We start from the raw sequence: 17,724 nt of genomic DNA, 5'->3' as shown, positions 1-17,724 counted from the left end.
CGGGGCCGCCACCGGAGGGCCCGCCTCCGTACGGATCCGCTCCGCCCGGATCACCACCCGGCCACTGCCCACCGCCGCCCTGGCCGCCGCCAGGACCGCCGGGCGGCGGCTCCGGCCGCCCGTACGGGTCAGAGCCGGACGGCGGCCCCGCATCCCCGGGCGGCGGCTGCCGGGGAGGCTGTGGCCGCTTCAGGAAGGGATCGTCCTCGGGCGGCGGGCCGGACGTCGGCTCATCGTTGCTCATGGGGGCAGTGCACCGCGCGTGACGGGAGGCCGCCAACCCTCGACGCCGTTCGGGCGAACGGATTGCGGCCTACGCGTTCAGCCCGTGCCGCCCGCCACGAACGTACGCGCCGCCTTGTCGTGCCAGCACTGCCGCCACGGCCGGTCGAACAGGCACCAGAGCACGTTCAGGATCCCGACCACCACCAGCCCGAGCACCCCGTACACCAGCCAGCGCGTCAACGCCCCGCGGAACCGGGGCGGGTCGAACGACTCCAGGTCCCGCACCGTCAGGCCGCAGATCTTCTTGCCCAGCGTGCGTCCCCACTTCGCGGTCGGCAGCGCCTCGTACAGCACGCCGACGACCAGCAGGACCGCGACGGCGATCGCCAGGTACACGCCCGTCGTGCCGTCCAGCAGATAGACCGTCACCGTACGGCCGGACTGCCGGGCGGCCTCGATCTCGCCGTCGACATGCGTACGCGCGCGCAGCGCGAGCGGGCCCACGACAGCCCCCACGACCGCGCCGAGTACGACGCTGTCGATCAGCCGCGCCACGAACCGCCTGCCGAGCCCGGCGGGCCGGGCGCTCGCCTGGGCGCGCGCGGCGGCCTGGAACGGGTCGTCCTCCTTGGGCGGCTTCCACGGCACGACGGGCGGCTCGGCCCCGGCCCGTCCCCCGGCCGCGGAGCCGAACGGGGAAGGCGAGGGGGAGACGGGGGCCGGCCCCGATGCGGCAGGGCCGGACGCCGAAGGCGACGGGGAGGGGGACGGGATCACGGGAGCCGGGGCCTGCGCGAACCCCTGCACCTGCTGCGCCCAGGGCGCGGCCCCCGCCGCCGGTGCGGAGCGCCGTGCCCGCTCGCCGGCCGGGGTCCCACCACTCGGCAGGGCGGCGGGAGCCGCCGACGCGGCGATCTCCCCGCGCCCGCGCCGCTGCTCGCGGCGGCCCCCGGGCGGGTCCTCGACGCGGGCCGCCGCTGCAGCCTCCCCCTCGTCGCCCTCCAGGTCCTTCGCGCGTCGCGCAGCCGCCAGGGCCCGCAGCGCGACGGTGGAGTCGACGGGCGCGGCCGAGCGCGGCGGGGCGCCGTGCCGTCCGGAGTCGTCGACCGCACGGGACGGCAGCGGCTCGGGCGACGCGGCGGCGGGCACGGCCTGCGGCGCGTCCTGCCCGCCGCGCGCGGCGGGCACCCCCGTCAGACCGGTCAGGCCGGTGGGCGGGGCTGCGGACAGTTCCGAGGCGTCCGCCGGGGAGTGGCCGGACACCCGGGGGTCGGGACCGGTGGCGCCCCAGGAGACCCGGTGGTCGCGCTCGCCGCCGAACCCCGACTGACGGGACGTGTCCGCCTGCCAGGCCGACGCGGGCTCCTGCTGTACGGAGGGTTCCCGGCCCATGGCCGGGGCGCCCCCCGCGTCGGGGCCGTCGGCCACGCCCGCGGACGGGTCCTCGTCGAAGAAGACCGGACCTGTCTCCTCGGCGGGGCGCGCCGCGGCCCCCGAGGCGGGTCCCGGGCCGGCCCCGGCGGGCGAGGCGGCCTGCGCGGCGGCCTCGGCCTCGCTGCCGGGAGGGGCGGGCATGCTGGTGCCCGGCACCCATGCGGCGCCGTTCCAGTACCGGACGTAGCCCGGGATGGATGGATCCGGGTAGTAGCCGGCCGCTGGGCCGCCGTCGCCGGCTGCCGATGTCGGGGCGCTCATCACCGTGGTCCCGTATCTCCTCAAGAGCCTTGTTTAAGGCTTCACATCTATCAGAACACCGGCCGCCGTCGGGCCGGTCCTCTCGATTGCACCACTTTTCGGTCACGGGGTTGTCACACACCGTCATCGACGAGTCCGGCGCACCGGCGGAGTCCGGCCAAGGCCTCGGGCAGGGTCTCACGCGAACACAGGGCCGGGACACGCTCGATGCCGCAACATACTCGCGTCCTCGTGCACCGGGCGGACCGAGGGGCGTCGTCCAGTGAGGCGTCCGAGCGCAGCCGCGCGGAGCGACCTGCCCCGCGGACGAACGATCCCGCGGACGGACTGGCCCGCGAAAGGACGGGCCCGCCCGTCCCTCGGCCCGTCCGTGCGCCGCACCGCCTCTGCCCGTCGCTCCCGTCCGCCTGCCGTCCGGACGCCGCACAGGGGCGCGTACGGACTCCGGATGCGTGGCACTGGCGGATGCAGGAACCTGTTGGTGTCCTGAGCGGCGGCCGCGGCAGCCGGTGACGGGGCCCCGACCCGGATTCTCCTCATGCCGCTGACACGCACCGCTGCCCGCCGGCGAAAGCGAGGCCATCCCATGCAGACGATGCGAGCAGCTCGTATGTACGGATACAACGAACCTCTGCGCATCGACGAGGTCCCCGTTCCCGAGATCGCGCCGGACGAGATCCTGCTGAAGGTCGCGGCGACGGGCATGTGCCGCAGCGACTACCAGCTCCTCGACGGCTACTTCAAGGGCCCCTTCCCCGTCGACTTCCCGTACATCCCCGGTCACGAGGTCACCGGACGCGTGGCGGCCCTCGGCAGCGGCGTACCGAAGACCGCCGGCTACGCGGAGGGCGACATGGTCGTCGTCAACCCCAGCTGGGGCGACGGCACCTGCCGCCAGTGCCGCGAGGGCAACGAGCAGCTGTGCAGCGGCAACGGCAGGTGGGTCGGCTTCGGGCCGCCGGGAGGGTTCGCCGAATACATGGCCGTTGACCACCTCCACGTCATCCCGGTCTCGGAGGAAGCCGCGCAAAAGCCGGAACTGCTCGCGCCCATGACCGACGCGGGCATGACCCCGTACCGGGCGATGAGGAAACTCAGGGACGCGGGCAAGCTCGGTCCCGACCGCACCGTCGCCGTCACGGGCATCGGCGGGCTGGGCAGTTACGCGATCCAGTACGCGAAGCTGCTCGGCGGCGGATCGACCGTGGTGGCCCTCGCGCGCACGGACAGCAAGCTGGACGTGGCGAAGGACAACGGGGCGGAGTACGGGATCAATGTCAGGGACAAGTCCACCGAGGCCATCCAGGACGAGCTGGAAAGGCTCACCGGGCGCAGGACGATCAACGCCATCCTGGACTGCGTCGGCAGCGAGGCGTCGATCTCCATGGGGTTCGACCTGCTGGGAGCCGAGGGCGCGCTCGCGGCGGTCGGCCTGATGAGCCAGCGCGTCGAGCACAACCAGTTCCCCTTCGTCGGAACGGAGTTGACCTACTTCGGCTCCTTCTGGGGCAACCACATGGACCTCGTCGAGGCGCTCTCCCTGGCCGAGGCGGGCCTGATCAAGCACAACGTCAGCACGGTCCGTCTCGACGACATCAACGAGAACCTCCAGGCGCTGGGCCGCGGCGACATCGTCGGCCGCCAGGTCATCGTCTTCGACTGAGCGCGGGTCCCCGACCGGCCGCGGGCCCTCGGCTGACCGCAGGTCCTCGGAGGAACGCGACTCCGCCCCGGTGCGGAACACTTCTCCGCCCCGGCACGCCGCCCGGTGTGCCGGGGGCGCAGGCTGCCCGGCACCCGGTCATGGGCGGCGCGCCACTTCACGCCGCTCATGAGTTCACTTCGTCACCCAGGCATCGGCTCAGCCCAGCGTCTGCCGGAGAGCGTCGAGACCGTCGGTGTAGATCCCGGTGAAGAGAGCGACGACCTCGTCGTCGGTCGCGCCCTGCGGGACGAACCGCCCCGACCACTGCACCTCCGCCTTCCGCGGATCGGAAGTCACCGGATAAACCCGCAGGTTGGAGAGGTAGTCGACGACGGGGAAGGGTGCTTCGACGATGGCGTAGCTGTAGTTCATCCGTACGTCGTCGTAGTCCACCAGCCGCTCCACGATGGTGTCCCCGTCGGGGTTGGACAGTCGCCGCCTGCGTCCTCCCGCTTCCAGCGTGCTGCCGGTGATGTACGGCAGCCAGTCAGGCAGCGAACCGAACCCGCCGACGAGTTGCCATACTCGTCCCGGCTCCGCCGACACGATCTTGCTCACCGAGGTCGAGGCCATGGGTGTTCTCCTCCGAGATGTGGGGGACGACCGCGAGGCCCCCAGGACATTCCCACCCTGCGCACGCCCTGCTCCTGCGCCATGGGCAACAGACGCCGCTGGGCGTGTTCGTGGTCCAGCAGGCTGTAACGGCCCGTCGGCAGGAAACCGTCCGGTCGCGGTTCGTCCGGTGCCGACGTCAGTTCGATGGGTTCGGTGCGATGGACACCGGGACCCCGTGCTTTGATCACGCCCTCGTCGCGCAGACGGGCCGGCACGCGATACGCACCCGTGCGTGCCTCCTCGAACCTGCCGAGCCACGCGTCCCCGTGGAATTCCTGGGCGATATCGTGCACCCGGAGGATATCGATCCGGTCCACGTCCCACCGCTTGAGACTCCCCTCGATGGACCACTCCGTCGCCGCAGCCGTCCGCTCGTGGAGAATCCTGTTCTTGTTGCCGTCGGCGAAGATCTCCCTTTTCGTCCAGGTCACGATTTTCGCTCCCGACCTCGTGAAGGATGACGCGCCCCACCTTGCTGGACAGGACGAAGGAATCACGGTCCTCGCCCGACAGCAGACTACCGACCCTGTCTCCGAAAGGCCCGCACCACAAAGTAGAACAGTGCCGTCATAACGAACTCACTTTTCCTCAGCAGATCGGGCTCGGTACGCGGCAGGCAACCGGGAGATGCTTGAGTGTCGCCTCAAGCGTCCCTGTGTCCGGGCCTCATACCCATCTGGTGGCTACCCCGTGATGCCGTGATGCCGTGATGCCGTGATGCCGTGATGCCGTGGAGGAACGAAGATCCGCCCACGACGTGACGGGGAGAAGGCTCGACGCAGCCGCACCGCGACGCGTCCGCGCAACCGTCCAGAATCGCGGAGAACTCAAGACCGGACAGACGTCAATTGCCCTTCCAGGCAGAGGAGTCGCCCCAGTGGACACCACCGGCGCCGACCGCGCCCTCCCTCCCGGTGCGCGCGTCTAATCTGTTGTGCATTGCGACCGTGAGCCGGCTCCCCTCCGGGAGATCTCCGCGAGCGGGGACACGCCACCAGGAGGGTTCATCGCGTTGCCCAGTGATGTCCTCAGACGCCGTGGCGTGCTTTTCGGAGCCTGTCTCGCGGCCGCCGCGACGACGTTGTGCGGGGCCGGACACGCCTCCGCGGCACCGGTGGTTTCGAAGGGCGGCATCCAGGTCTGCTCCAAGGGTGACCACACCTCCTACGTCGTCTGCTCGAAGGGCAGCAGCACGTCCTCCGGCGCCAAGGAGGCTCCCGGGACCTGCACCACCACGCCGATCGCGGCCGAACAGAGCGTGCAGGTCCACGGCACCTCCTCCGGCCAGGACGTCGTCATCGGCTCCGTGCAGGCCGGCGGGAGTCACGCCTGGGGTGACCGTCAACACCTCCGGAGATCTGGCGACGCGTCCCACTCTCGGGATTCCCGTCAACAACTGAGGCCGGGCCCGGCAACGCCCAGGGGTTCCTGCGCCGAGCCGCGGGGCCGGCCCGGCGCGAGCCTCGGCCCCGGCGTGCCGCCCGGAGCGGGCAGGGTCCAGCGCTGCGGGGCTCCGGGCGGACGGCTGACCATCCCCGGCCGGCACCTCTCCCCGGAGCTCCCTGAGCCTGCCACTCGCCCACGCCCGAGGCACCTCCGCGCCCGTCCTGCCCCGGCTCCGACGCGGTGGCGCAAAAAATCTTGAAGAAGTCGCGTCATGACCGCGGGACGACCCGCTCTCTCCAGTACGGCGTCCGGACAACCGGTCCCGGGGCCGAACGTGGGAGAGGACGGACACCATGGGCGTCACCAACACCGTCGTGGAACGGGAACTCGACATCGACCTGGTCCTGTCGCCGGAGCACAGCGTCGCCGTGCCGGCCAGGCTGACGTACCGGACGACGGACCCGTACGCGGTCCACGTCGCCTTCCACATCCACTCGCCGAACCCGGTGCACTGGACCTTCGCGCGGGAACTGATGGTGGAGGGCGTGTTCCGGCCGTGCGGCCACGGTGACGTACGGATCTGGCCCACGCGCGTCGACGGCCGGGGCGTGATCTGCCTCGCCCTGACCTCACCGGACGGGGAAGCGCTGCTCCAGGCGCCGCTGGACGCCGTGTACACCTGGCTGGAGCGCACACTGCTGGCCGTCGCGCCCGGCACCGAAGCGGCGCGGCTCGGCATCGACGAGGGCCTGGCCGCGCTGCTCGCCCCCACACCGGCCGACGACCTGTGGCTGCGGGACCCGTGGCCGTCGGACGAATCGGGCTGCCAGGACGCCGGGGAGTGACATGTCACACGGCGGCACTGTTCCTGACGTCGTGTGACGACACCGTCGGCGCTGCGTGAATGAACAGCAGGTGGCCGAGGAAGGACACCAGGTGGTCATCTACCCTTTGGGCGACACGGGTCGGCTGGGCGAGAGGGAACACCGAGATGACGACTGCTCCGGCATTGGCGGAACTGCGCGAGGTCTGCCAGCCGAACGCGAAGCTGGCGAGCCGCAACGGCGAGCACTGGGCGGGACGCATGTACATGCGGACCATCTCGCTGCACGCCACGCGCCAGCTCGTCCGCACACGCGTCACACCGAACTCGCTCACCTGGACGATGGTGGTCTGCGGCGTCCTGGCCGGTGTGGCGCTTCTCATCCCCGGGCTGCTCGGGGCGCTGCTCGCCGCCATCCTCTTCCAGCTTTTCCTGCTGTTCGACTGCGTGGACGGCGAAGTGGCGCGCTGGAAGGGCCAGAACAGCGCGGTCGGCATCTATGTCGACCGCCTGGGCGCCTACTTGGCGGACGCGGCCCTGCTCATCGGCGCCGGCTTCCGCGCGGCGCGCGGCGGTTCGGACCTCTGGGTGTCCGTCGGCCTGGCCGCCGCACTCGGCATCGTCCTGCTGAAAGCTTCCACGGACCTGGTGGACGTGGCACGCGCGCGCCGCGGGCTCGCCGTCGCGAGCGAGGAGTCGACGGCGCCGCGCGCACAGTCGATCGCCTTCGCCCGCCGTATCGGCTCCGCCTTCAAGATCCACCGCATCACGAACGGCATCGAGGCCTCGCTGCTCCTGCTCGCGGTGGCGATCGTGGACGCGGCCATGAACAGCACGGAGCCGACCCGCATCGCGGTCGCGGCCATCGCCGCCGTGAGCTGGGTCATGGTGGTCGCCCACCTGGCGTCGATCATGAACTCCTCGCGCCTGCGCTGAGGCCGCACGGGCGGCGCCGCCCCGGCGGCCCGCCCGGCCTCCCTCCCCCACGGCGGCACCGCTCCACCCCTCACCGACAGATCCGCGCATTACCGTCCCGGCAGTGGGTCTTGCCGTCCCGCTGCCGGACGACGTGGTGCGGACAACAAGCGACGCCGACCGCGCGGGGCCGTTCGTACGACGGCAGCACGGTGACGCGCGCGGGTGCCGTCGACCACTCGACCCCGCCGCCCAGCGGCCGGATGAACGCGAGCCGTACGTACGCAGCGGGTGCCCGTCGGGAGCGCCCCGTCCCCCAGGAACATCAACTCGCCTTCTCGGCCCGTCTCTTCGTCCCGCACAAGGGGCCGATCCGTGCCCCGGCCCCCTCTTGGGCCCCCTTCGCCGCGACGGCGGCGAGCGCGTGCGCCGCGGGCGCGGCACACTGCCGCGACCCGACCGGCCCGTACCCGGACGGCGCCGGCCCGCACCCGCGGGAGGACATCCATCGCGGGTGAATGGGGGAGTCGGCGGTCGGCGATCCGACGCGGTGCAAGCAACAGAGCCGCCGCTGGATGACCTGGGAGGCGGCGACGGTGAGCCTGTGGCACCACCCGGTCGGTCAGCTGCCGGGGATCCGGGGATGCCGCCAGGTCAGGGGTGGTGCGGGGGGAACACGTGGAAGGCGCCGCCGGTGTGTCGGGCACGGCGGCAGGGCGCACGCGGCCGTCCGGCGTCCCGCACGAACGGCCGGTTCACAACCCCCCTGCGAGGCGGTAGTACGCCTGGTTCCAGCGGATCTCCTTGGCGAACTGCCTCACCTCGGTGGTCCGGTCGATGAAGAGGAGTTCGGTGCGGAGCATGTCGGCGAGGTCGGCCAGTTCCTCGGCACCGACCGCCGTGGACAGCACGGTGTGGTGGGGACCGCCGGCGGTCAGCCAGGCCTCGGTGGACGTGCGCAGGTCCGGCTCCGGCCTCCAGACCGCCCGCGCCACCGGAAGGGCCGGCAGCGGCTCGGCAGGCGGCACCACCTCGATCTGGTTGGCGACCAGCCGGAAGCGGTCGCCGACGTCGGCGAGTCCCACCACCACCGCCGGGCCGGGCCGGGCGTCGAAGACCAGGCGGACGGGGTCCTCTCGGCCGCCGATGGACAGCGGGTGGATCTCGCAACGCGGTGGGTCGGCCGCGATGGTCGGACAGACTTCGAGCATGTGGGCCCCGAGGATCAGCTCCTGCCCGGAGACCAGGTGGTAGGTGTAATCCTCCATGAACGAACTGCCGCCGGGTCGGTCGGCGCCCATCACCTTCACGGTACGGAGCAGAGCGGCGGTCTTCCAATCGCCTTCGGCACCGAATCCGTAGCCGTCCGCCATCAGCCGCTGCACCGCGATGCCGGGCAGTTGTCGCAACCCACCCAGATCCTCGAAGTTGGTCGTGAAGGCACGGAATCCGCCGGAGTCGAGGAAAGCGCGCAGCCCCAGCTCCATGCGAGCCGCATAGCGCAGGGCCTCATGGCGGCTCCCGTCGCTCGCCAGCTCGGGTACGGTCTTGTAGGTACGGGCGTACTCCGAGGCCAGCTCACCCGCCGCCGCGTCGTCGATCGCGTCGATCATCTCCACGAGGTCGTTGACCCCGTAGGTGTTGACCGAGACGCCGAACCGCAGTTGCGCTTCGACCTTGTCGCCCTCGGTGACGGCGACGTCGCGCATGTTGTCGCCGAAGCGGGCCACGCGCAGGGTGCGCAGGGCATCGAAGCCCAGCGCGGCCCGCATCCAGGCGTGGATCCGGTGGATCACCGCCGGATCGGACACGTGGCCGGCCACGGTCTTCCGGGGCACGCCGATCCTGGACTGGACGTAGCCGAACTCTCGGTCGCCGTGGGCGGCCTGGTTGAGGTTCATGAAGTCCATGTCGATGCTGGACCAGGGCAGTTCGACATTGGCCTGCGTGTGCAGGTGCAGAAGTGGTTTGCGCAGCAGGTCGAGCGCGGCGATCCACATCTTCGCCGGGGAGAACGTGTGCATCCAGGCGATGAGGCCGACGCACCGCGCATCGGAGTTGGCCGAGAGCATCGCGTCCGTGATCGCCGAGGCGTCGGTGACGACCGGCTTCCACACCACCCGCACAGGGCCGTCCGCACTCGCGAGCTCCTCGCAGATGCTGCTGGACTGCTCGGCGACCTGGCGCAGCGTCTCCTCCCCGTACAGTCCCTGGCTTCCGGTGAGGAACCACACCTCACGTTCGGCGGTCGCCGTCATGGACGCTCTCCTCGGTCAGTGGTGGGTACGGGCTGGCCGTAGACGTTCTGGTACCGCGCGTGGAGCCGGTCGACATCGCCGGGGTCTATGGGTAGCGGCTCGCCGAGCTGACGGGAGATGTGCACGCTGCGGGCCACGTCCTCGCACATGACCGCGGCCTTGACAGCGGCGCGCGCGTCCTTGCCGATGGTGAACACGCCATGGTTCTGCATCAGCACGGCCGGCGAACGGTGCCCGGCCAGGGTGGTGACGATGCCCTGTCCGATGGAGTCGTCGCCGATCAGGGCGAAGGGGCCGACCGGAATCTCGTCACCGAACTCGTCGGCCATGGCGGTGAGCACGCACGGCACGGGCTCGCCGCGCGCCGCCCAGGCGCAGGCGTAGGTGGAATGCGTGTGCACTACTCCGCCGACGTCGGGCATGTGCCGGTAGACGTAGGCGTGTGCGGCGGTGTCCGACGAGGGCGACAGTCCGCCCTCGACGACCTCACCGTCAAGGTCGCACACGATCATCACGTCGGGTGTGAGCTGATCGTAGGCGACGCCGCTGGGTTTGATGACGAACAGGTCGTGGCCGGGAACCCGCCCGGAGACGTTCCCGGCGGTCCAGACCACCAGGTTGTAGCGCACGAGTTCCTGATGCAGCTCACTGACTTCCTGCTTCAGCGACGCCGCGGCGGGGAGGGCCGGGGACCGAGAACCACTCATGACAGGACTGACCTCGTAAGTGTGAGGGTGACTTGTGAGCGTTAACGTTGTTGGGCGGAGGAGGCCACGGCCTGGTCGCGCAGGTGCCGCAGGCGGTGCATGACGGTGCTGCCGTCCCGCCCGAAGTGGTCGTGCAGGGACTGGTATTCGGCGTAGAGGCGGTCGTAGGCGGCGGACCTGCCCCGGTCCGGGGTGTAGGCGCGCTTCGCGCGACAGCCCATCGCGGCCGAGGCGGTACGGATGTCCGGGTACGCACCGGCGGCGACGGCGGCGTGGATGGCCGAACCGAGGGCGGGCCCCTGCTCGGACCTGAGCACATGCACCGGGCGGCCCAGTACGTCACTGTAGGTCTGCATGAGGAAGCGGTTCCTCAACAGGCCGCCGGCCGCGGTGAATTCGGTCACCGGGACCCCGGCCCGGTCGAATGCCTCGACGATGACACGGGTGCCGAACGCGGTGGCTTCGATCAGTGCGCGGTAGACGTCCTCCGGGCGCGTGTCGAGCGTCAGTCCGACGACCAGTCCGGAGAGGTGGTGGTCGACCAGGACCGAGCGGTTGCCACTGTGCCAGTCGAGCGCCAACAGGCCGTGCGCTCCTACCGGTTGTGCGGCGGCCTTCTCGGTGAGCAGGTCGTGCACGGAGATGCCGCGGTGCCGGGCCTCGGCGGCGTACCCCTCGGGTGCGACGGTGCGCGCTGCCCAGGCGAAGATGTCGCCGACCCCGCTCTGCCCGGCCTCGTAGCCCCAGAGGCCCGGCACCACTCCGTCGCGTACCACCCCGCACATGCCCGGCACCTCGGCCAGTACGTCCGAGTTCATGACGTGGCAGGTGGAGGTCCCCATGATGGCCAGCATGTTGCCGGGGTCAAGGGACTGCGCGGCCGCCGACGTGACGTGGGCGTCGACGTTGCCGACGGCCACCACCGTGCCCGCCGGAAGGCCCGTCAACTCCGCGGCCCCGGGTGTGAGTCCGCCCGCCGGGGTACCCAGAGGGGAGAGCGGATGCTCCAGCTTCGCGGTGAAGCCGGCGAAGTCCGGGTGCAGGGAGGCCAGGTAGTCGGCGCCGGGGTACCGGCCGTCCTGGTGGATGCCCTTGTACCCGGCAGCGCACGGGTTGCGGCTCTCGGCGCCGGTGAGCTGCCAGACGATCCAGTCAGCGGCCTCGATCCAACGGTCGGCCGCCGCGTAGACGCCCGGGTCCTCGTGCAGCGTCTGGAGTGCCTTGGCGTACTGCCACTCGCTGGAGATCTTCCCGCCGTAGCGGCCCAGCCACGGCTGTCCGCTCTCCCGCGCCCGCTCGACGATCAGGTCGGCCTCGGGCTGGGCGGCGTGGTGGCGCCACAGTTTCGGGTAGGCGTGCGGGCGGTAGGCGAAGCGGGGCAGTTCGCACAGGGGTGTGCCGTCCGAGGCCGTGGGCAGCACGGTGCAGGCGGTGAAGTCGGTGGCGATGCCGATCACCTGCTCCGGCCGCACCCCCGCGGCGCGCAGTGCCTCGGGTACCGCGAAGCGCAGCACGTCCCTCCAGTCCTGGGGGATCTGGAGAGCCCAGTCGGGCGGGAGTCCGGGACCACCGCCGGGCAGGGCGCTGTCCACCACGCCGTGCGTGTACTCGTGGACGGCGCTGCCCAGCTCCGTACCGTCGACGACGGCGACGACCAGGGCGCGTCCGGACAGGGTGCCGAAGTCGACACCGACGGTCACGGCGGGCGAATCGGTGCTCATCGTTCCCTCTCAGTCATGCGGAATGCGCGGACCGTCCCGGCGTCGGCCCGGGCTTCACCGGAAGCGGGGACGCGGTCAGGCCGGAAGGCTGCTGCCGCGAACGATCAACCGCGGCTCGATCAGGACGTGCTCGTCCCCCGCGCCGCTCCCGCCGGACTCGATCCGGCTGAGCAGCAGCCGCATACTTGCCTGGCCGACGGCGGCGAAATCCTGCCGGACGCTGGTCAGCGGTGGTGCGAAGTACTCGGCCTCGGGGATGTCGTCGAACCCGGCCAGCGCGATCCGGCCCGGTACCGCGAGCCCCGCTTCGCGAAAGGCCCGCTGCACGCCCAGCGCCATCTGATCGTTCGCCACGAACACCGCGGAGACGGCCGGAGCCCCGGCACGGGTGTCTCCGCCGACCACCCGGCCGGCCAGCTCCTGGCCCGCACGGTAGCCCGACAGGGGTGTCCAGTCGCCCTCCAGCACCGGTGGTACGACCGCCCCCGCCTCCTCGAGCACCGAGCGCCAGCCGTTGATCCTGGCCTCGGCCTCCAGCCAGTCCCTGGGGCCGGCGACATGCCACACCGTGGGGTGCCCGGCGGCGAGCAAGTGCCTGGTCACCAGCCGGGCGCCCAGTTCCTGGTCCACGGAGACGCCCGGGATGGGCAGCGTGTGACCGCCCTCGACGGTCACCACCGGGAACGGCAGGCTGAGCTCCGTCAGCGCGTTGACGGCCTCACGGTAGGGCACGATCACCACGATGCCCTCCACCCCCCAGCCGCTGAGGTGCTCGATGGCCTCCCTGAGCGCTGACGCGGAGTAGCGGCGCAGCGTGACGGTAGAGACCAGATAGCCCTCCTCCCGAGCGGCCTCCTCCAGGCTGAACAGTGTGCTGGAAGGGCCGAACAGTGTCGGGTTGCACGCCACCACCCCGAGTGTGAGGGTGCGCCGGGTCACCAGTGCACGCGCGGAGGAGTTCCGCCGGTAGCCCAGCTGTTCGATCGCCTTCTGCACCTCGGCGCGCGTCGACTCGCGGACGTTCGGGTGACCGCTCAGCACCCGTGACACCGTCTGGTGCGAGACGCCCGCGACCTGGGCGACGTCAGCCATCGTGGGAGCACGGCGCGGTGTGGGGTTTCCGGCGGTCTGCGACATGGTTCTCCGTTCTGCGACAGCCCATAGTTAGCGCTCACAGTTATTCACGTCAAGCTTGCTCAGACGCTGGTTCGAGACCTCACGACACGACGGCGGCACACATTCCGGCGGTCCGCGGCCCGATCGTTCGCAGCTCACGCGGCGCCGGGCGCCCCTGCCGGTCCCGTCGCCGCGCGACCCCGACGGAGCCGGTCGGGCGGATGGCGGCGATGCGACCGAAGAGAGACACGAACGCCTCGCCACCGCGCAACTCGCCGGGTCAGAACCCAGGTTGCGCCGTTCGTCCGGATCTGGGCTCCCGGATCCCGCCGAGCGAAAAGTACTGTCCCAACCCTTGAGGTCGGTCACCGCATGTGTCAGCCTCATTTCCTGCTGTCCAGCAGCCGTCCGGACGCACCACGAAGACCGCACAACCCGAGGGGCTCACAGCAGAATGTGAGCGCTAACTTTCATCGGCAGCCTTCGCACCGCCTTCAGGAGGTCTTCGTGCCACCGCGCACGCTCTGCGTGGTTCGTGACCGCATGGTTTCCGCTGATTCAGGTCGTCGGGTGCACCCGCGCCCCTGTCAATCGATGGCCGAAGAGGGGACACACCTCGCTGGTCCAACCATTCGCGCGACATCAGGTCCGGTTGTTCCTGCGGCACCGACCGACCGCGGGCGGAGCCGGGTACAGGCCGGAGCCCAGGTCATGGCTCCGCCCCGGAGCCCGGGTCCGCACTCGCCTCGCCGGGCGACCGGTCCGCGAGTCCCGGGCCGAGCAGCGGACCCTGCCCCTGCGCCGAAGTTGACGCACTTCCCCCGCACGTCTCGGGGCCGTTCGGCCGACGGCCGGGATCCAGCAGGTCCCGAGCCCCGCGCTCGGTGACCCCACACACGCCGAGGAGTACACGTGCCCGTCCCCCGTCGCCGCGGTGGCCACGGCCGCTGCAACAGACGGGTGGTTGTCGGTGGTGTGAGCGGAAGCGCCCGGGACCAGGCCGAAGGCCACGAGGACACCGGCAGCGCATCTCCAGAAACACAAAGCCGGGCTGAGCGCGGGAGTGCACATCACCACCGTCTCAGCTCATCCGTGAACGAAGGGATCAGCAGTGTTGCACCATGATGGATCGGATTCCGCGCCTTCTCGACGCGTCATGCTCCGCGGCGCCGGCCTGGCCGGCATGGCGGCGGGCATGGTCGCGCTGGCAGGTTGCAGCAGCGATACCAAGAGCGGGGGCGGGGGCGGGGACAAGCCCGGCAGTTTCCCGGCCACCCCGAAATGGAAGTTCGTCTTCGTCAACCACGTGACGACAAACCCCTTTTTCCAGGCCACGCAGTACGGCATCCAGGACGCGTGCGACTTGCTCGGCGTCACTTCCCAGTGGACCGGTTCCGAGACCTCGAACGTCTCCCAGATGGTCAGCGCGATGAACACGGCCATCACCTCGGGCGCCGACGGCATCGCGGTGTCCCTCGTCGACCAGAACGCCTTCAACGCGCCGACCACGCAAGCGCTCGCCAAGAACATCCCGGTGGTCTCCTACAACGCCGACGTCACCTCGAACGGGCGGCTCGCCTATGTGGGCCAGGATCTCTTCGCCGCGGGCCAGGCGATGGGCAAGCGCATCGCATCACTCTTCCCCGACGGCGGCAGCATCGCCATCTTCATCGCCACCCCCGGCTCGCTGAACATCCAGCCGCGTGCCGACGGCGCGGTGGCAGCCCTCAAGGCGTCGGGCAAGAAGTTCACCGTCAAGCAGGTGGCGACGGGCGCGGACGTAAACCCGGAGCAGGCCGCCATCGACGCGTTCACCCAGGGCAACAAGGCGTTCAAGGGCCTGTTCGCGGTGGACGCGGGCAGCACGCAAGGCATCGCGAACGTGATGCGCAAATACAACCTGAAGGACCAGGGGTACCACGGCGGCGGCTTCGACCTGCTGACGCCCACAGAGCAGGCGATCTCCGACGGCATCCTCGACTTCACCATCGACCAGTCCGCCTACATGCAGGGATTCCTCTCGGTCCTCTACCTCTACCTCTACAAGCTCTCCGGCACGCTGGTCAGCCCGCCCACCACCGACACCGGTCTGAAGTTCGTCACCAAGGACCTCGTCGCTCCCTATCTGAAACAGCAGAACCGGTTCGAGGGCAGCTCGCCCAAACAGGTGTACATCCACTGAGGCACGGGAGCGATCCGTACATGACTCAGCATCACGACCCCTCCGTGGGCGACGAGGACGAAGAGCCCGCGGTCCGGGACCCGTCGGTGCCTCCGCCGCGGCAACCCGCCACGGCCGGTGGCTCCGAGACGATCCGACGGCTGCCCGGCCTCGCGGCCCTGCCGGGATCACTGCTCAGACTGCGCGAACTCAGCGTGGCCGTCGTGGTGATCGTGCTCCTCCTGTACTTCGGCTTTGCCAACTCGGCGTTCCTCACCTCGTCGAACCTCGGCAACGTCGCCAACTTCGGCTCGGCGGCGGCGATCATCGCCGCAGGCGAAGTCTTCCTGCTCATTTGCGGCGAGATAGACCTGTCGACCGGGATGACCTTCGCTCTCACCCCGTTCGTGATGATGGCGGTCAATGACGCGGGGGCGCCGATGGCGCTCGCCGTGATCGTGGGCCTGGTGGTCGCGGCTGCGATCGGGCTGTTCAACGGACTGGTGAACCAGCTCCTGCGACTGCCCTCGTTCATCACCACACTCGGGATGCTCTACCTGCTGCACGGCATCACCCTGAAGGTCTCGCACAACTTCCCCCGCCCCGCTCCCCAACAAGGCCTGCTCATCGACATCCTGGGCGGCTACAAGTGGTCGGAACTCATCTGGGCGGTGGCCCTCGCCGTCCTGATGCAGATAGTGCTGACACAGACCAGATGGGGCACACACACCATCGCCACGGGTGCCAACAGCCTCGGCGCCGCGGAGGCGGGCATCAGGACCCGCTGGGTGAAGATACGGGCCTTCATGATCGCGTCGACCTTCGCCGGGCTCGGCGGCATACTGGACGGTGTCCACATCTCCCACTCGTTCGACCCCAACGCCGGGGGCAACGATCTGATGTTCGAGGCGGTCGCGGCCTGCGTCATCGGAGGAACGGCGCTCCTGGGCGGCTCGGGCACGGTCATCGGTGCCTTCTTCGGTGCGCTGCTCCTCGCCGTGCTGCAGGACGGCTTCAACATTCAGGGCATCGACGCGACCACCTTCATCGTGATCGAGGGTGTCGCCATCCTCATCGCCATGGTGCTCAACACCCAACTGGCGCGCCTGCGCCGAGGAGTGAAGGGAGGCTGACCATGACGGAAACCAAGACACCACAGGCCCCGCCGGCCATCTCCGCCGAACACATCGGCAAGCGCTACGGGCAGGTGGAGGCTCTGCGCGACGTCAACCTCAGCGTGGCGCGCGGCGAGGTGCTCGGACTGATCGGCGACAACGGCGCCGGCAAGTCGACACTGTTGAAGATCCTCACCGGCTTCACCCAGCCGACCTCGGGTCGGATCAGCATCGACGGCAAACCCGTCAGCCTGCACTCGGTGAGACAGGCCAGAGAGCTGGGCATCGAGACGGTGTTCCAGGACCTCGCGCTGATCAACACGCTTCCGGTCTATCTCAATCTCCACCTCAACAAGGAGCTGCGTCGAGGGCCCTTCCTGCGCCGGGCGGCCATGCGTCGCGACGCCCGGCGCTATCTCAACGACATCGGGATCAGCATCCCCTCCGTCAACGCGGAGGTGGCGAACCTCTCGGGCGGCCAGCGGCAGGCGATCGCCGTGGCCCGCTCGGTCTACTCACAGGCGAGCATCCTGCTGCTGGACGAACCGCTGGCCGCGATGGGCGCGAAGGAGGGGGGCATCATCCTGGACCTGATCTCCCTGCTGCGCGCCCGGGGTGACCTGTCGATCATCCTGATCGCGCACAACTACAGCCAGGTGCTCGATGTGTGCGACCGGGTCTGCCTGCTGCAGCACGGTGAGATCACCTTCGACAAGCGGACGGCCGACACGTCCGCGGAGGAACTCCTCGACCTGGTCGCCAACGAATACCGGGTCGGCGGAGCCAAGGGGCAGGGGCGGGGCAGTTACCTCGCTCAGGTCAGGGACGCCCACTGACACACGTGGGCGGTTGCCGCCGGGCCTTCCGCCGGCCGACCGTCTCGGCTCTCCGGCCGGTACGGTCCTGGTCACCGGTGCCGGCACCAGCACCGGCCAGTACCGCAGCACCGGCACCCGGACCCGTCGCCGCGGTGCACGACCCAAGTCAGCCCGAGGGAGCGGCGGGTGGGCGCCCGCCGCTCCCTCGGGCTGCCCGCGGCGCCGCCCGCTCCGGCCGTCGGCCGCCGGAGGACTCCTGCGGCCGACGGCCGGAGGGCGGGACCCCAGCGGCCCCGCGGGGTCACCACCCGTGGTGCGGGCACTTCCCGTCGAGGGTGGTGACGACCCGGTCGTCCCGCAGATCCGGTACACGCTCCACGTCCGGGTGGAGGCCGATCGCGCCCACGATTCCGGGCCGCTCGTGAACGGGTTCCCCCATGGCGGGCCAGCGGTCCCGCACTCCT

At 70.4% G+C, this 17,724-nt stretch carries 15 protein-coding genes; 6 read left to right on the top strand and 9 right to left on the bottom strand.

What is annotated here, in order from left to right; translation table 11 throughout:
* Positions 1 to 321: 321 nt before the first annotated feature.
* Positions 322 to 1,920, bottom strand: a complete 1,599-nt coding sequence (locus OG310_RS22490; RefSeq protein ID WP_329457674.1) for an RDD family protein — start codon at positions 1,918 to 1,920, stop codon at positions 322 to 324.
* 595 nt (positions 1,921 to 2,515) lie between these two features.
* Here OG310_RS22490 and OG310_RS22485 point away from each other — a divergent pair.
* On the top strand, positions 2,516 to 3,583 hold the full coding sequence (locus OG310_RS22485) for an NAD(P)-dependent alcohol dehydrogenase (RefSeq protein ID WP_329457673.1): 1,068 nt from the start codon (positions 2,516 to 2,518) through the stop codon (positions 3,581 to 3,583).
* Positions 3,584 to 3,781: 198 nt separating this feature from the next.
* Here OG310_RS22485 and OG310_RS22480 read toward each other — a convergent pair whose 3' ends face one another.
* The 3 genes from OG310_RS22480 to OG310_RS22470 all read right to left on the bottom strand — a co-directional run bounded on the left by OG310_RS22480 (position 3,782) and on the right by OG310_RS22470 (position 5,539).
* Positions 3,782 to 4,198 carry an SRPBCC family protein gene (locus OG310_RS22480; RefSeq protein WP_329457672.1) on the bottom strand — a complete coding sequence of 139 codons (417 nt, stop codon included), beginning with the start codon at positions 4,196 to 4,198 and terminating at the stop codon, positions 3,782 to 3,784.
* On the bottom strand, positions 4,180 to 4,671 hold the full coding sequence (locus tag OG310_RS22475) for an aldo/keto reductase (protein WP_329457671.1): 492 nt from the start codon (positions 4,669 to 4,671) through the stop codon (positions 4,180 to 4,182). Before OG310_RS22475 ends, OG310_RS22480 begins: the two co-directional genes overlap by 19 nt.
* A gap of 733 nt (positions 4,672 to 5,404) precedes the next feature.
* Complete coding sequence (locus tag OG310_RS22470; RefSeq protein WP_329457670.1) at positions 5,405 to 5,539, bottom strand: hypothetical protein; 135 nt, start codon at positions 5,537 to 5,539, stop codon at positions 5,405 to 5,407.
* A 440-nt stretch (positions 5,540 to 5,979) separates the two neighbouring features.
* Here OG310_RS22470 and OG310_RS22465 point away from each other — a divergent pair, with 440 nt between their 5' ends.
* On the top strand, positions 5,980 to 6,471 hold the full coding sequence (locus OG310_RS22465) for an SsgA family sporulation/cell division regulator (protein ID WP_329457669.1): 492 nt from the start codon (positions 5,980 to 5,982) through the stop codon (positions 6,469 to 6,471).
* A gap of 146 nt (positions 6,472 to 6,617) precedes the next feature.
* Entirely contained in the window at positions 6,618 to 7,385 is a 768-nt protein-coding gene (locus OG310_RS22460) for a CDP-alcohol phosphatidyltransferase family protein (RefSeq protein ID WP_329457668.1), read from the top strand.
* 734 nt (positions 7,386 to 8,119) lie between these two features.
* On the opposite strand, the gene araA is transcribed toward OG310_RS22460, so the two are convergent.
* The 4 genes from araA to OG310_RS22440 form a co-directional block, all read right to left on the bottom strand.
* Entirely contained in the window at positions 8,120 to 9,622 is a 1,503-nt protein-coding gene (araA, locus tag OG310_RS22455; RefSeq protein WP_329457667.1) for an L-arabinose isomerase, read from the bottom strand.
* Entirely contained in the window at positions 9,619 to 10,329 is a 711-nt protein-coding gene (locus tag OG310_RS22450; protein WP_329457666.1) for an L-ribulose-5-phosphate 4-epimerase, read from the bottom strand. Before OG310_RS22450 ends, araA begins: the two co-directional genes overlap by 4 nt.
* A 41-nt stretch (positions 10,330 to 10,370) precedes the next feature.
* Positions 10,371 to 12,050 (bottom strand): ribulokinase, encoded by a 1,680-nt coding sequence (gene araB, locus OG310_RS22445; RefSeq protein WP_329457665.1) that lies wholly within the window; start codon positions 12,048 to 12,050, stop codon positions 10,371 to 10,373.
* A 75-nt stretch (positions 12,051 to 12,125) separates the two neighbouring features.
* Positions 12,126 to 13,187 carry a LacI family DNA-binding transcriptional regulator gene (locus OG310_RS22440; RefSeq protein ID WP_329457664.1) on the bottom strand — a complete coding sequence of 354 codons (1,062 nt, stop codon included), beginning with the start codon at positions 13,185 to 13,187 and terminating at the stop codon, positions 12,126 to 12,128.
* 1,135 nt (positions 13,188 to 14,322) lie between these two features.
* On the opposite strand from OG310_RS22440, the gene OG310_RS22435 reads away from it, so the two are divergent.
* The 3 genes from OG310_RS22435 to OG310_RS22425 are packed head-to-tail and all read left to right on the top strand — an operon-like array spanning position 14,323 to position 17,278.
* Positions 14,323 to 15,348: a sugar ABC transporter substrate-binding protein gene (locus OG310_RS22435; RefSeq protein WP_329457663.1), complete on the top strand. Its 1,026-nt coding sequence runs from the start codon at positions 14,323 to 14,325 to the stop codon at positions 15,346 to 15,348.
* 20 nt (positions 15,349 to 15,368) lie between these two features.
* Entirely contained in the window at positions 15,369 to 16,460 is a 1,092-nt protein-coding gene (locus tag OG310_RS22430) for an ABC transporter permease (RefSeq protein WP_329457662.1), read from the top strand.
* A gap of 2 nt (positions 16,461 to 16,462) precedes the next feature.
* Positions 16,463 to 17,278, top strand: a complete 816-nt coding sequence (locus tag OG310_RS22425; RefSeq protein ID WP_329457660.1) for an ATP-binding cassette domain-containing protein — start codon at positions 16,463 to 16,465, stop codon at positions 17,276 to 17,278.
* Positions 17,279 to 17,561: 283 nt separating this feature from the next.
* Here the strand turns inward: OG310_RS22425 and OG310_RS22420 are convergent, their stop codons facing one another.
* Positions 17,562 to 17,699 (bottom strand): hypothetical protein, encoded by a 138-nt coding sequence (locus tag OG310_RS22420; RefSeq protein WP_329457659.1) that lies wholly within the window; start codon positions 17,697 to 17,699, stop codon positions 17,562 to 17,564.
* Between the last annotated feature and the right edge of the window lie 25 nt (positions 17,700 to 17,724).

Source organism: Streptomyces sp. NBC_01497 (assembly GCF_036250695.1).
Classification (GTDB): domain Bacteria; phylum Actinomycetota; class Actinomycetes; order Streptomycetales; family Streptomycetaceae; genus Streptomyces.
The sequence above is the reverse complement of the archived record's forward strand: the minus strand, read 5'-3'. Positions and strand labels throughout refer to the sequence as shown.

Coding starts and splice junctions, on each gene's coding strand:
- OG310_RS22490 (WP_329457674.1), bottom strand. CDS start 1,920: ATGAGCGCCCCGACATCGGCAGCCGGCGACGGCGGCCCAGCGGCCGGC.
- OG310_RS22485 (WP_329457673.1), top strand. CDS start 2,516: ATGCGAGCAGCTCGTATGTACGGATACAACGAACCTCTGCGCATCGAC.
- OG310_RS22480 (WP_329457672.1), bottom strand. CDS start 4,198: ATGGCCTCGACCTCGGTGAGCAAGATCGTGTCGGCGGAGCCGGGACGA.
- OG310_RS22470 (WP_329457670.1), bottom strand. CDS start 5,539: ATGACGACGTCCTGGCCGGAGGAGGTGCCGTGGACCTGCACGCTCTGT.
- OG310_RS22465 (WP_329457669.1), top strand. CDS start 5,980: ATGGGCGTCACCAACACCGTCGTGGAACGGGAACTCGACATCGACCTG.
- OG310_RS22460 (WP_329457668.1), top strand. CDS start 6,618: ATGACGACTGCTCCGGCATTGGCGGAACTGCGCGAGGTCTGCCAGCCG.
- araA (WP_329457667.1), bottom strand. CDS start 9,622: ATGACGGCGACCGCCGAACGTGAGGTGTGGTTCCTCACCGGAAGCCAG.
- OG310_RS22450 (WP_329457666.1), bottom strand. CDS start 10,329: ATGAGTGGTTCTCGGTCCCCGGCCCTCCCCGCCGCGGCGTCGCTGAAG.
- araB (WP_329457665.1), bottom strand. CDS start 12,050: ATGAGCACCGATTCGCCCGCCGTGACCGTCGGTGTCGACTTCGGCACC.
- OG310_RS22440 (WP_329457664.1), bottom strand. CDS start 13,187: ATGTCGCAGACCGCCGGAAACCCCACACCGCGCCGTGCTCCCACGATG.
- OG310_RS22435 (WP_329457663.1), top strand. CDS start 14,323: ATGCTCCGCGGCGCCGGCCTGGCCGGCATGGCGGCGGGCATGGTCGCG.
- OG310_RS22430 (WP_329457662.1), top strand. CDS start 15,369: ATGACTCAGCATCACGACCCCTCCGTGGGCGACGAGGACGAAGAGCCC.
- OG310_RS22425 (WP_329457660.1), top strand. CDS start 16,463: ATGACGGAAACCAAGACACCACAGGCCCCGCCGGCCATCTCCGCCGAA.
- OG310_RS22420 (WP_329457659.1), bottom strand. CDS start 17,699: ATGGGGGAACCCGTTCACGAGCGGCCCGGAATCGTGGGCGCGATCGGC.